At 67.1% G+C, this 13,373-nt stretch carries 10 protein-coding genes; 5 read left to right on the top strand and 5 right to left on the bottom strand.

All coding sequences use genetic code 11. From position 1 onward, the window contains the following. Nucleotides 1-88: 88 nt before the first annotated feature. Nucleotides 89-646, bottom strand: a complete 558-nt coding sequence (locus BPODLACK_RS22545; RefSeq protein ID WP_159406283.1) for a universal stress protein — start codon at nucleotides 644-646, stop codon at nucleotides 89-91. A 29-nt stretch (nucleotides 647-675) separates the two neighbouring features. On the opposite strand from BPODLACK_RS22545, the gene BPODLACK_RS22540 reads away from it, so the two are divergent. Then, nucleotides 676-1,875 (top strand): glycoside hydrolase family 3 N-terminal domain-containing protein, encoded by a 1,200-nt coding sequence (locus BPODLACK_RS22540; protein ID WP_201450639.1) that lies wholly within the window; start codon nucleotides 676-678, stop codon nucleotides 1,873-1,875. Between the two features lie 99 nt (nucleotides 1,876-1,974). Further along, nucleotides 1,975-2,577: a TetR/AcrR family transcriptional regulator gene (locus BPODLACK_RS22535; protein ID WP_024499483.1), complete on the top strand. Its 603-nt coding sequence runs from the start codon at nucleotides 1,975-1,977 to the stop codon at nucleotides 2,575-2,577. Between the two features lie 303 nt (nucleotides 2,578-2,880). Here BPODLACK_RS22535 and BPODLACK_RS22530 read toward each other — a convergent pair whose 3' ends face one another. Both BPODLACK_RS22530 and BPODLACK_RS22525 read right to left on the bottom strand, forming a co-directional pair. Beyond that, a complete protein-coding gene (locus tag BPODLACK_RS22530) occupies nucleotides 2,881-3,768 on the bottom strand; it encodes a MaoC/PaaZ C-terminal domain-containing protein (RefSeq protein WP_159406281.1) in 888 nt (295 codons plus the stop codon). Next, entirely contained in the window at nucleotides 3,768-5,132 is a 1,365-nt protein-coding gene (locus tag BPODLACK_RS22525) for a 3-oxoacyl-ACP reductase (RefSeq protein WP_159406280.1), read from the bottom strand. The genes BPODLACK_RS22530 and BPODLACK_RS22525 overlap by 1 nt, the downstream gene beginning before the upstream one ends. Nucleotides 5,133-5,220: 88 nt before the next feature. Between BPODLACK_RS22525 and BPODLACK_RS22520 the strand changes: the two genes are divergently transcribed. The 3 genes from BPODLACK_RS22520 to BPODLACK_RS22510 all read left to right on the top strand — a co-directional run bounded on the left by BPODLACK_RS22520 (nucleotide 5,221) and on the right by BPODLACK_RS22510 (nucleotide 9,499). Continuing rightward, on the top strand, nucleotides 5,221-6,543 hold the full coding sequence (locus tag BPODLACK_RS22520; RefSeq protein WP_159406279.1) for an acetyl-CoA C-acetyltransferase: 1,323 nt from the start codon (nucleotides 5,221-5,223) through the stop codon (nucleotides 6,541-6,543). Between the two features lie 414 nt (nucleotides 6,544-6,957). After that, complete coding sequence (locus BPODLACK_RS22515) at nucleotides 6,958-8,655, top strand: VanW family protein (RefSeq protein WP_220455711.1); 1,698 nt, start codon at nucleotides 6,958-6,960, stop codon at nucleotides 8,653-8,655. A 64-nt stretch (nucleotides 8,656-8,719) separates the two neighbouring features. Further along, complete coding sequence (locus BPODLACK_RS22510; protein ID WP_024497427.1) at nucleotides 8,720-9,499, top strand: SDR family NAD(P)-dependent oxidoreductase; 780 nt, start codon at nucleotides 8,720-8,722, stop codon at nucleotides 9,497-9,499. Between the two features lie 83 nt (nucleotides 9,500-9,582). On the opposite strand, the gene BPODLACK_RS22505 is transcribed toward BPODLACK_RS22510, so the two are convergent. Both BPODLACK_RS22505 and BPODLACK_RS22500 read right to left on the bottom strand, forming a co-directional pair. Further along, the gene (locus BPODLACK_RS22505) at nucleotides 9,583-10,638 is read right to left on the bottom strand and encodes a zinc-dependent alcohol dehydrogenase family protein (RefSeq protein WP_024497426.1); all 1,056 of its coding nucleotides are present in this window, start codon (nucleotides 10,636-10,638) and stop codon (nucleotides 9,583-9,585) included. 406 nt (nucleotides 10,639-11,044) lie between these two features. After that, nucleotides 11,045-12,880 carry an acyl-CoA dehydrogenase gene (locus tag BPODLACK_RS22500; RefSeq protein ID WP_006436764.1) on the bottom strand — a complete coding sequence of 612 codons (1,836 nt, stop codon included), beginning with the start codon at nucleotides 12,878-12,880 and terminating at the stop codon, nucleotides 11,045-11,047. Between the last annotated feature and the right edge of the window lie 493 nt (nucleotides 12,881-13,373).

Below are 13,373 nucleotides of genomic sequence, written 5' to 3'. Positions count from 1 at the left end.
TGGCTCGCTCCGCTCGCTACCGGCTCAACCAGCATGGACGCGGTGGCTCGCTCCGCTCGCTACCGGCTCAACCAGCAACCCGGCCGCCCTACAGCGTCAACTGCGGCTCCTGTTCACATTTCGCCGGCACGATGAAGACCGGACGATGGCAATGCTTGAGCACGCGTTCGGCGACGCTGGACCGGAGCAGCGCCTTGAGGCCCGACGCGCCGCGGGTTCCGGTGACGAGCAGATCGACGTCGAGCGCCTCCGCGGCGGCGACGAGTGCGCCCCAGACCGTCGACTCGACCTCGACGAGCGTGCCCCTCGACGTCAGTCCGCATTCGCGGGCGAGGACCACGCCGCGTTCGTTGATCCGCTCGGCCTCGTCTTCGAGGGCACGGTCGACCCCGACGTCGAGCTGCGTGTCGACGAACGGCTGCATTCCGCCGGCGAGGGTGGACATGCGGGCGGAGGTCATGCCGCCCGGTTGCCAGGCGGTCACGACGACCGCGGCTTCGGCGCGGAGGAAGTGTCCGGCATAGCGGATGGCACGATCGGCGTTCGGCGAGCCGTCGTAGGCGATCATCAGCGTCTGAGTGGCGCGGCCACCGCCGCGACCGCTGGGGGCGGTCGCGGACCCGGCCGAGATGGACCCCACGTCCATTTGCTCAGGTTACATGCCAGACTCGTGCCATGGGCCCAACTCGACGACCTCGGTGGATTCGGAACGTGCTGACGACTGCGACGGTTGCGGCGTTGGGTCTCGGTCTCGTCGCCTGCGATTCGTCGACGCCGGATTCTCAGCCGCCCACACCGTCCGTGTCCGGCTCGCCGTCGGCCTCCCCGTCGTCCTCGCCTCCGACGACAACCCCCCTCGCAAACCCCTGTGGCGCAGAGCAACTCGCAAAGCTCACGCTGCGGCAGAAACTGGCCCAGCTCATCGTCGTGGGTGTCACGGGTGCCGATGACGCCCAGCAGATCGTCGAGGACGAGGAGATCGGCGGGATCTTCGTCGGGAGCTGGACCGACAAGGCGATCCTGACGAGTGGTGCGGCATCACGGATCTCGCAGAACTCGTCGATCCCGTTGATGATCACCGTCGACCAGGAGGGCGGTCGGGTGTCGCGCCTGTCGTCGCTCGGCATCGACCACGCCTCGCCTCGTGAACTCGCGCAGACGAAGACGCCCGCGCAGGTGAAGGAGATCGCCGCGGGCGTCGGTCGCAAACTCAAGAACCTCGGCGTCACCGTCGACTTCGCGCCTGTTGCCGACGTCAGCGACGAATCCGACAACGAGGTCATCGGCGATCGCTCCTTCAGCAACGACCCGGCCGTCGTCACCGAGTACGCGGCCGCCTACGCCGCCGGACTCGCCGAGGCCGGAATCACGCCGGTGTACAAGCACTTTCCCGGACACGGCCACGGTTCGGGCGATTCGCACCTCGGCGTCGTGACGGTGCCGTCACTCGCCGAACTGCAGAACAGCGATCTGGTGCCCTTCCGCAATCTGCTGCGCGACCCCGGGACCGCGGGCGTCATGGTCGGGCACCTCATCGTGCCCGGGCTGACCGACGGCTTGCCGTCGTCCATCAGCCGGCCGGCCATCCAGATGCTGCGCACGGGGGCGGGCTACGACGGTCCGCGGTACAACGGCGTGATCTTCTCCGACGACCTTTCGGGCATGGCGGCGATCAGCCAGCGGTACCCGATCGAGCAGGCCGTGGAGAAGTTCATCCTCGCCGGCGGCGACGTCGCGCTGTGGCTGTCCACCGACCGGGTCTCGTCGGTCCTGGACAATCTGGAGGCCGCGGTGAAGCGCGGACGCCTCGCACCCGCACGCCTCGACGCGAAGGTGACACGCATCCTCCGGTCCAAGGGCGCCGTCACCTGCTGAGTAATCTGTCGTGAGCGGCCCGAGCGAACGTTAAACTTACCGCTTGGTAAGTTGTTGGGTATCGTCGTCGGGGACACGACAGTGAGGATGGAGGTGGCCATGTCGGGCGGAACCAAACGCCTGCCACGTGCAGTGCGCGAACAGCAGATGCTCGACGCCGCCGTGAAAGTGTTCTCGCAGAACGGTTTCCGTGAGACATCGATGGACGCCATCGCGTCCGAGGCGCAGATCTCCAAGCCGATGCTGTACCTGTACTACGGCTCCAAGGAGGAGCTGTTCAGCGCCTGCATCGCCCGCGAGTCCGGGCTGTTCATCGACGCGATGAGCGTGGGCTTCGACCCGTCGCTCAGCCAGCGCGAGCAGGCCGTCACCGTGATCCGCGAGTTCCTGCGCTTCGTCCACGAGAACCGGGAATCGTGGCGCGTGCTGTACCGCGTCGCGATCGGGACGGCGAGCTTCTCCGGGATCGTCTCCGACAGTCGACGGCGCGTGACCGAGATGGTCGCCGCGCTCATCAAGGCGGGTACCACTGTCGAGACGGCCGGCGACATCGATTTCGAACTCACCGCCGTCGCCATCGTCGGCGCGTGTGAGGCGGTCGCCGACCGCATCACGGAGGGCGACGTCGACCTCGAGAAGGCCACCAACATGCTCGTCGGCATTGCCTGGCGCGGCCTGAAGGGTGTCGGTACCGACATCTGAGCCTCACCGCTCCCTCTGCCCCTGCCGGCTGAGCCGCGAGCTTGCGGGCGCTCCCTCTGCCCCCTGCCGGCTGAGCCGCGAGCTGCGGGCGCTCCCTCTGCCCCCTGCCGGCTGAGCCGCGAGCTTGCGGGCGCTGCCTCTGTCCCTGCCGGCTGAGCCGGTTCCGAGCGTAGCGAGGCACCGCGTCGAAGCCATGCTCCCTGAGGTGCGAGGAGCGCAAGCGACGAGCCTCGAAGGGTCGCTCACACGATCCGTTCCCGCTCACAAATGGGGTGAGCGGGAACGGAAACGGTGAGCGAGGTATCAGCCCTTCCGCGTCGTCGCGGTGAGGTGCGGGAATCCCTTCCGGCGGTCGCGGATCGCGATGTCGAAGTTGCCCTCGCCGTCGATGCGGCGGGTGTAGAGGTTCACCTTGGCGGGCAGCAGGATCGGCTTGCCGAACTTCACGTCGTAGGTGACCCGGCCGGGCAGCTGCGACTCGACGTTCGCGATTGCCGCTGCGGCACTCCACATCCCATGCGCGATGGCCCTGGGGAACCCGAAGGCCTTGGCCGTCAGGTTCGCCATGTGGATCGGGTTGCGGTCGCCCGACGCCGCGGCGTACTCGCGGATCCGCCCCAGATCCACGGCCAGGATCGAATCCGGCGGCGGCGGGGTCTTCGACTTCGGCTCGGGACCGCGCGGTTCGTCGGACAGGCTGGTCCGCTGCTGCTTGAGGAAGGTCGCCGTCTGCGTGGTCACCAGCTCGGAGCCGACGCTGATCTCGCTGATGACGTCGACGAGGATGCCCTTGCGATGCTCCCGCAGGTTCTCCGCGTGCGTCTCTATCGACAGCGGCTCGCCGACCTCGATCGGACGCTTCCGCTCGATCTTGTTCGACATGTGAACCGAACCGATTGCGCCGAATGGGAACTCGTCCGACGTCAGCAGCTTCATGACGACCGGGAACTGCAGCACGAAGGGGTACGTCACCGGCAGGGTGGCGCCGAAACGCTGACCGGTCGCATGGCAATACGCCTGCAGCGCAGCGGGATCGACGCGGACATCCTCGAGCCGGTAGTGGGTGTCGGGGACGGTCGCGTCGGCCGGGACCCGGGCGGGCTTGCCGATGCCCGGCAACATCCCGGTGACGGCCTTGCCGTACAGCTCGCCGGTGCCGGGGGCGCCGGGAAGAGTGATCGTCTTACCCATCACGCACCCAGGAATCCCTGGCCGCACACGCGGACCACGTTGCCGGTGATGGCGCTGCTCGCCGGGTTGGCGAAGTAGGCGACGGTCTCGGCGACGTCGACGGTCTGGCCGCCCTGCTGCAGAGAGCTCATCAGGCGGCCGGCCTCGCGGGTGGCCAGCGGGATCGCAGCGGTCATCTTGGTCTCGATGAAGCCCGGGGCGACCGCGTTGATGGTGATGCCCTTCTCGCCCAGGATCGGCGCGTAGGCGTCGACCAGGCCGATGACGCCGGCCTTCGATGTGCCGTAGTTGGTCTGGCCGCGGTTACCCGCGATGCCGGCGATCGACGACACGTCGATGACGGCGCCACCGGAACGCAGCGCGCCCTTCTCCAGCAGCTTCTCGACGAGGGTCTGCGGGGCGACGAGGTTCACCGCGATGACGGCGTCCCAGCGGGCGTCATCCATGTTGGCGAGGAGCTTGTCGCGGGTGATGCCGGCGTTGTTGACGATGATGTCGATGCCGCCATGACGCTCGAGGGCGTGCTCGGCGAGCTTGTCGCCCGCATCGGGGGCGGTCACGTCGAGCGGGAAGGCGGTGCCGCCGACCTTGTTGGCGGTCTCCGACAGTGCGTCACCGGCCTGGGGGACGTCGGCGGCGATCACGTGGGCGCCGTCGCGCGCGAGGACCTCGGCAATGGTGGCGCCGATGCCGCGTGCCGCACCGGTCACCACGGCGACCTTGCCCTCGAGGGGGCGATCCCAGTCCTTCGGGGCGGTCGCGTCGGCGGAACTTACTCGGATGACCTGTGCGTCGACGAAAGCGGACTTGGCCGACAGCACGAAGCGTACGGTCGATTCCAGGCCGGTGAGACCGGTCTTGGCGTCGGGCGAGACGTACACGAGCTGGACGGTGGAACCCTTCAGCAGCTCCTTGCCGAGCGAGCGGGTGAAACCCTCGAGAGCGCGCTGTGCGACGCGCTCGGACGGGTCGGTCACGAGCTCCGGCGTGGTGCCGATGACCAGGAAGCGCGCGCACGGTGCGGTCGAGCGCATGGCCGGCTGGAAGAACTCGAACAACTGGCGCAGTTCGCCCGGGGAGGTGATGCCGGTGGCGTCGAAGACCAGGCCGCCGTACTTGTCGGCGCTGCGGCCGGTCAGGGCGTTCTGGATGAGGTCGTAGTCGTCACCCGAGAGCATCTCGCGGAGCGGTTCGACGAGGCGTCCCGATCCTCCCAGCAGTACGGGACCGGGCAGCGCCGGTTCGGACGGCTTGTACCGCCGCAACGGCGGCGGGACGGGGAGTCCGGCCTGTTTGGCGATGAAAGCGCCGGGCGCGGAATGGACGAAGCTCGAGTACAGGCCAGTGTTTCCGGTGGCGGCCATGTTGATCTCCTCTGACTGTCGTTCGACAACGAACTTACTGTTGAGTAAGAATACGCTATAGATACCGCACACGACCCTGGAGATCGACGTGGCAGAGAACAATTCCCCCGCGAACAAGACCACCCAACCGAAGACCCGCCCCGAGCGTCCGGTGGCGATCCTCGGCGGCAATCGCATCCCGTTTGCCCGCCAGGACAAGGCATACGCCAAGGTCAGCAACCAGGAGATGTTCACCGCCGCGCTCGACGGTCTGGTGAGCCGCTTCAACCTGCAGGGCGAGCGGCTCGGCATGGTCGCCGGAGGTGCCGTGCTCAAGCACGCCCGTGACTTCAACCTCATCCGCGAATCGGTGCTGGGCTCGGCACTCTCGCCCTATACCCCCGCCTTCGACATCCAGCAGGCGTGTGGCACCGGCCTGCAGGCCATCACCACCGTCGCGGACGGGATCGCACGTGGCCGCTACGACGCCGCGATCGGCGGCGGTGTCGACACCACCTCCGACGCCCCGATCGCCGTCGGCGAGGGCCTGCGCCGCCAGCTGCTCGAGGTCAATCGCGCGCGGTCGACCAAGGACCAGATCCTCGGTGCCGCCAAATTGCTCACCAAGCTCGGGATCGAGATCCCGCAGAACGGCGAGCCGCGCACCGGCATGTCGATGGGTGAGCACGCCGCCATCACCGCCAAGGAGTTCGGCATCAAGCGGGCCGACCAGGACGAACTCGCGGCACGCAGCCACCAGAACATGGCGTCCGCCTACGACGACGGTTTCTTCGACGACCTGATCACCCCGTTCATGGGTCTGACGCGTGACCAGAACCTGCGTGGCGACTCGACCGCGGAGAAGCTCGCGAAGCTCAAGCCGGTCTTCGGCGTCTCCCTCGGCGACGCGACGATGACCGCGGGCAACTCGACGCCGCTCACCGACGGGGCGTCGACCGTGCTCCTGGGCAGCGACGAGTGGGCGGCCGAGCGCGGCCTGCCGGTGCTCGCGTACTTCGTGGACAGCGAGACGGCCGCCGTCGACTACGTGAACGGGCCCGATGGCCTGCTCATGGCCCCGACCTATGCCGTACCGCGGCTGCTGGCGCGCAACGGTCTCACGCTGCAGGACTTCGACTTCTACGAGATCCATGAGGCGTTCGCCTCCGTGGTGCTCGCGACCCTGCAGGCGTGGGAGTCCGAGGAGTACTGCAAAGAGCGTCTGGGCCTCGACTCGGCACTCGGACCGATCGACCGGTCCAAGCTCAACGTCAACGGCTCCTCGCTTGCGGCGGGCCACCCGTTCGCCGCGACCGGCGGACGCATCGTGGCCCAGGCGGCCAAGCAGATCAAGGAGAACGGCGGCGGACGCGCGCTGATCTCGATCTGTGCCGCCGGCGGGCAGGGCGTCACCGCGATCATCGAGGGTTGATCCCTCGTCCGGCACTCCATGCTCCCTGAGTAGCGAGCTTGCGAGCGTATCGAAGGGACTCGGCGAAGACGCTCGTCTGCCGGTCCTTTCGATACGCCCCTCCGCAAGCTCCGGGGCTACTCAAGGAGCGGGGGACGCGACGAATCGCTCGATCCGTCTAGTTTTTCGCGCAAGGAGCGGGGGAGGCGACGAATCGCTCGATCCGTCTCGTTTTCGCGCGCGAAATGGGGTCCTTCGTCACATGTTTGGACCAAACGCGGCCGCGGACGTGTCAACGGCCGAAAAGTAGCGTAAACATGAAGACAGCTCCGGCAGAGCTGTCAGACCCCCGACCCGACAGCTCGGCTGGAGCACCTACTTTTCTCGGGTACGTTCTACGGCCACCACCATGACCGGCCCAGGTAGTCAGCCGTGATGGATGGAGTTGTGACCACAAGCGCCGGGCGAGTACGCCACGCGATACGCGCTGTGCTCGCCGTCGTGGCCATCGTCACCCTCACGCTCTCCATCGACTTCGTCGCCACCCGTGACCACTCCGCCCGTGGAGCCGTCATCGGCGGGATCTCGGCAGGCAATCGCGACACCGCCGGGCTGGAGCCCGTCCTCGACGAGCTGACCATGCGTTCCACCCAGCCGGTCGTCCTCCGGACCCCCGAGGGCTCGGCCGAGGTCGCGCCTGCCGAACTGGGCCTCGAGTTCGACGCCGAGACGACCCGCGCACGCCTCCTTGAACAGCCGCGCAACCCGCTCGTGCGATTCCTGGCACTCGTCGGTCGCGATGTCGACGTCGAACCGGTCGTGAAACTCGACCCCGCAACCATGAACAAGGCGCTCGACGCCCACCGCCGGTCGCTGGAGAAGGCCGCGGTCGAGGGCGGGGTGCACTTCGAGGGCACCACGCCGGTGGGCGACGAACCGGCGCCGGGTGAACGCATCGCACGGGAGGCCGCGGCCGCCGTGCTCGTCGACCACTGGCTCGACGGGGCGCCGATCGACATGCCGATGGAACCGTTCTCGCCGACCGTCGGCCCCCAGGTCGTCGCGGCCACCGTGGCCGGGCCGGCCGAACGCGCCACGTCGGGCCCGGTGAAGCTGATCGACCGGCGGAAACGCACGGTCGAGGTCCCGGCGGGAGACATCGCGTCGATGCTGACCTTCGGTCCGGACGGCCGGGGCGGGCTCACGCCGCTCGTCGACGAGAAGAAGGCGCGGGAAGCGCTCGCGCCCGATCTCGATCCGTCCCAGAGTCCCGCCGTCAGTGCGACTTTCAGTCTCGCCAGTGGCCGGCCGACCGTCGTGCCCGCGGTCACCGGCTCGAAGATCAACTGGGACAAGACGCTTCGGGAACTCGCGACGACGGCGACCGCAGGCGGCGGCAGCCGCACCGCCGAGGTGGTCTATGACGACGTCGATCCGCGGCTCACCACCGACGCCGCCCGCAAACTCGGTGTGCGCGAACTGATCAGCGAGTACACCACCGATGGCTTCTCGAGTGCCTCCGGCGAGAACATCCGCCTCGTCGCCGCCGAGGTCGACGGTGCGCTGGTCCTGCCCGGCAAGGTGTTCTCGCTCAACGGCCATACCGGTCCGCGCGGGACGGCGCAGGGCTATGTCGACTCGACGATCATCAACAACGGCCGCGCCGCGACGGCCGTCGGCGGCGGCATCTCGCAGTTCGCGACCACCCTCTACAACGCCGCCTACTTCGCCGGTCTCGAGGACGTCGACCACACCGAGCACGCGTACTACATCTCGCGGTATCCGGAGGCCCGGGAGGCCACCGTCTTCGAGGGCGCCATCGACCTGAAGTTCCGCAACAACACCCGTCACGGTGTGCTCATCGAGACGAGCTGGTCGCCGTCTGCGGTGACGGTGCGGCTGTGGGGCACCAAGGCCTTCGAGGTCGAGTCGATCACCGGCGAACGCTATGACACCACCGAACCGGAACGGATCAGACTCCCCAAGGGCGACGACTGCATCGCGAGCAGCGGCAGCAAGGGATTCACCACGTCGAACACGCGCATCATCCGTGACGCGAAGACGGGCCGCGAGATCAACCGGTACACCCGCACCGTCCGGTACGCGCCCGAGCCGAACGTGAAGTGCGTGTAAGACGATCGGCGTCTTTCACCGAAGGACTTTACCGAGCGATAGAACGCTCGATAGGCTCCGAGTCGTGGATATCAATGGAGCTAGTGCAATCGTCACGGGTGGAGCGTCGGGCATCGGCGCAGCTGCGGCTCGCCAGCTGGCGGCCAAGGGTGCGAAGGTCATCGTCGCCGACCTCAACGCAGACAAAGGTGAGGAACTCGCCAAGGAGATCGGCGGACAGTTCGTCGCCGTCGACGTGACCTCGACCGAGCAGATCGAGGCCGCCGTCAACGCGGCCACCGAACTCGGCCCGCTGCGCGCGCTGGTCAACTCGGCCGGCATCGGCTGGGCCCAGCGCACCATCGGCCGCGACGGTGAGTTCGGGTCGGCGCACAACCTGGACGCCTACAAGAAGGTCATCGCGATCAACCTGATCGGCACCTTCGACTGCATCCGTCTGGCCGCCACTGCGATGAGCCGCAACGAGCCGCTCGACGCCCACGGTGAGCGTGGCGCGATCGTGAACATGGCCAGCGTCGCCGCCTTCGACGGCCAGATCGGCCAGGCGTCGTACTCCTCGTCCAAGGGTGGCGTCGTCGGCATGACCCTGCCGGTCGCCCGCGACCTGGCCGCGGTCGGCATCCGCGTCAACACCATCGCCCCGGGCCTCATCGACACCCCGATCTACGGCGAGGGCGAGGCCGCTGAGGCGTTCAAGGCGAAGCTGGGCGAGTCGGTCCTGTTCCCGCACCGCCTGGGCGCTCCCGACGAGCTGGCCTCGATGGTCGTCGAGCTGGTCACCAACAGCTACATGAACGCCGAGGTGATCCGCGTCGACGGCGGTATCCGGATGCCTCCGAAGTAGCCTGCACAACCCATCACTGCTCGCCGAACCCACTGCCCTCCGGGGTGGTGGGTTCGGCCGTTCCCGGAGGGTGTGCGGATGGCTCAGGCCTGCAGGACCACCTTGAGTGCCTTGGTCTCCGCGGCCCGACCGAAGACGTCGTAGGCCTCGATGATGTCGCAAAGGGCGAATCGGTGGCTGATGAACAGGTCCGGGTCGATCCGGCGCTGCGCGACGAGCTTGAGCAGGACGCCGAGGGTGTCGGTGTTCACCAGACCCATCGAGACGTTGATGTTCGAGATCCACAGGTCCTGGAGTGCGAACTCGACCGGCGCACCGTGCACGCCGACGTTGGCGACATGGCCCGCCGGGCGCACTACGTCCAGGCACATCTGGAAGGTCTGCGGGATGCCGACCGCCTCGATCGCGACGTCGACGCCGAGACCGTCGGTCATCGCGAGGACCTGGTCCTTCCAATCGGTATCCGATGACACCACGCCGTCGGTCGCGCCGAAGGCCTTGGCCTGTTCGACGCGGTTGGCATCGACGTCGACGGCGATCACCCGGCTCGGCCCGTACAGTCCCGAGGTCGCGATCGTCGCGAGGCCCACCGGTCCGGCGCCGACCACGGCCACCACATCGCCGGGTTCGACGCTGCCGTAGCGGACACCGATCTCATGACCGGTGGGCAGGATGTCACTGAGGACGACGCCCTGCTCCGGCGTGACCCCCGACGGCAGCTTGTAGACCGATGTCTCGGCGTAGGGGACACGTACGTATTCGGCCTGCGTGCCGTCGATGAGGTGCCCGAAGATCCAGCCGATACCCGACGCCCCCTCCTCGCCGAGACAATGCGAATGCACGCCGTGCTTGCAGAAGTCACATTTGCCGCAGGCCGAGATGCACGACAGGATCACCTTGTCGTCGACTGCGAGAGTGGTTACCGCCGAACCGATCTCGGTGATCGTCCCGATGCCTTCGTGGCCGAGGATGCGGCCTTGTTCGACCGCGGGTACGTCACCTTTGAGGATGTGCAGATCGGTGCCGCAGATGGTGGTCGTGTCCATCTTCACGATGACGTCGGTGGGGTGGAGGATCGTCGGATCGGGTACGTCGTCCCAGCTCTTCTGGCCCGGTCCGTGATAGACGAGTGCCTTCATGGGCTCTCCCTCGAGTTGTCCCCGACTGTCGGTGGTCTCACTTCCCGAGGCTAGGAGACCTTCGCCGGACACACCCGGACCTTCTCGGATCGAGACGCGACCGCAGCCGTAGATCCACCCTTTTTCGGCAAATCCGGCACCTTGCGGGCTGGTGGGTTTGCCGAAAAGGGGTGGGTGTGTGGAGTTGTCGAGGTCGGTCAGTGCCTCGAGGTGACCGCGGCGTCGGACTCGCTGAAGGCCGAGACGATCTCGTGTGACACCACCGACCTCCACTACGTCGTCGCCAGTAAGTCGTTCACCCGATTCGTTGCGGGTTCAGCTCCGCAAACCCACCACAAATCGGCAAACCCACCGCCTCGAAAGGTGGTGGGTTTGCCGATTAAGGGTGGGTTTGCGGATTCTCAGATCAGAAGGCCGCTTCGTCGAGCTCCATGATCTCGTTGTCGACGTTCTCGACGGTGACGCGGACGGAGGTGAGCAGCGGCAGCATGTTCTTGGCGAAGAAGCTGGCCACGGCGACCTTGCCCTCGTAGAAGGCCTTGTCGTTGTCGGATGCGCCGTTGTCGAGTGCGGCGAGGGCGATCTGGGCCTGACGCAGCAGCAGCCAGCCGATCATCAGGTCGCCGACGGACATCAGGAAGCGGACCGAACCGAGGCCGACCTTGTACAGCTCGGCCGAGTTCTCCTGTGCGGCCATCAGGCTGCCGGTCAGGGAGGCGGCCATCGCCTGGACGTCCTCGAGGGCGGTCTTCAGCAGAGCGCGCTCGGCCTTCAGCCGACCGTTGCCGGCCTCGGAGTCGATGAAGCTCTGGATCTGGCCGGCGACGTGCGCGAGGGCCTGGCCCTTGTCGCGGATGATCTTGCGGAAGAAGAAGTCCTGCGCCTGGATGGCGGTGGTGCCCTCGTAGAGCGAGTCGATCTTCGAGTCGCGGATGTACTGCTCGATCGGGTAGTCCTGCAGGAAGCCCGAACCGCCGAGGGTCTGCAGGGACTCGTGACCGAGGGTGGCGTAGGCGCGCTCGGAACCGACGCCCTTGACGATCGGCAGGAGCAGGTCGTTGACGCGGTGCGCCATCTCCGCGTCGGCGCCGGAGACGATCTTGGCGGCAGCGACGTCCTGGTGCGATGCGGTGTAGAGGTAGACCGCGCGCAGGCCCTCGGCGTAGGCCTTCTGGGTCATCAGCGAACGACGCACGTCCGGGTGGTGGGTGATCGACACGCGCGGAGCGGCCTTGTCGGTCATCTGGGTCATGTCGGCACCCTGGATGCGCTCCTTGGCGTAGTCCAGAGCGTTCAGGTAGCCGGTCGACAGCGTCGAGATTGCCTTGGTGCCCACCATCATCCGAGCGTGCTCGATGACCTCGAACATCTGCGCGATGCCCTTGTGGACCTCGCCCACGAGCCAGCCCTTGGCCGGGGTGCCGTGCTGCCCGAAGGTGACCTCACAGGTGGCCGAGGCCTTGATGCCCATCTTGTGCTCGACGTTGGTGACGAACACGCCGTTGCGCTCGCCGAGCTCACCGGTCTCGAAGTCGAAGTGGAACTTCGGCACGAAGAACAGCGACAGACCCTTGGTGCCGGGGTCGGCGCCCTCGGGGCGCGCGAGCACGAGGTGGAAGATGTTCTCGGTCATGTCCTGGTCGGCCGAGGTGATGAAGCGCTTCACACCGTCGATGTGCCAGGAGCCGTCCTCCTGCTGGGTGGCCTTGGTGCGGCCGGCGCCCACGTCCGAACCGGCGTCGGGCTCGGTCAGCACCATGGTGGCGCCCCAGCCGCGCTCGGCGCAGATCGCGGCCCACTTCTTCTGCTCGTCGGTGCCGTTGTTGTAGAAGATGTTGGCGAAGCCGGCACCTGCGGCGTACATGAACACCGGGGGGTTGGCGCCGAGGATCATCTCGCCGATCGCCCAGTACAGCGAACGCGGGGCGGGCAGGCCGCCGAGCTCCTCGGCGATGCCGATCTTGTCCCAGCCACCTTCGACCAGGGCGTTGTAGGACTTCTTGAAGCCCTCGGGGATGGTGACGCTGTGGGTCTCGGGGTCGAAGACCGGCGGGTTGCGGTCCACGTCGGCGAAGGATTCGGCGATCGGGCCCTCGGCGAGTGCCTTGACCTCGCGGAGCATGTCGACGGCGGTCTCGTGGTCGAGGTCGCCGAAGTCGCCCGACTCCAGTACCTTGTCGAGCTCGAACAGCTCGAACAGGTTGAACTGCAGGTCGCGCATGTTGCTCTTGTAATGGCCCATGATGAATTCCTTGTCTGGTGCGGCCGTATGCGTGATGGCGGGTTGTTCCATGTCCCGGTCCGATCCCACTCGGGTGAAGTGGGTACCGGCCGGGCGTGGTGGAGCAGTCTCGGTTCGAGCTAAGTTACTCGCCGGTAACCGCCAATATAGACCCATATCGCCGGGGGATCAATCGCTGCTCGATGTGATCTACACCGACCGCCGGGCCGGCGATGGCGCACGACAATTCCGGCAATGGCTGCAGGTGACGGGGATGTGCGGTCCAATCGGTCATGCGCTTGGCGGCGGCAGGGTTCGGAGGCGTATGGCGCACCACGATCGATGGCGGACCCTGTGACGGGACGGTCGTCATGAACGTGGCCGCGTATCCCGTGAGACCTCCGGCCCCGGGCCTGAATCTGTCGTGACCGGCTAGATGTACTGACCTGCCAGGTTGGGTACGCGGCTGACGGGTGAGTTGCCTCGCAGTGCGGTGTGGCCGCGTTCGTGATTG

The sequence above is a fragment of the Gordonia sp. YY1 genome, assembly GCF_009872315.1.
GTDB lineage: Bacteria > Actinomycetota > Actinomycetes > Mycobacteriales > Mycobacteriaceae > Gordonia > Gordonia amicalis.
Note: the sequence above shows the minus strand (reverse complement) of the source record. Positions and strands in the feature narration are given on the sequence as shown.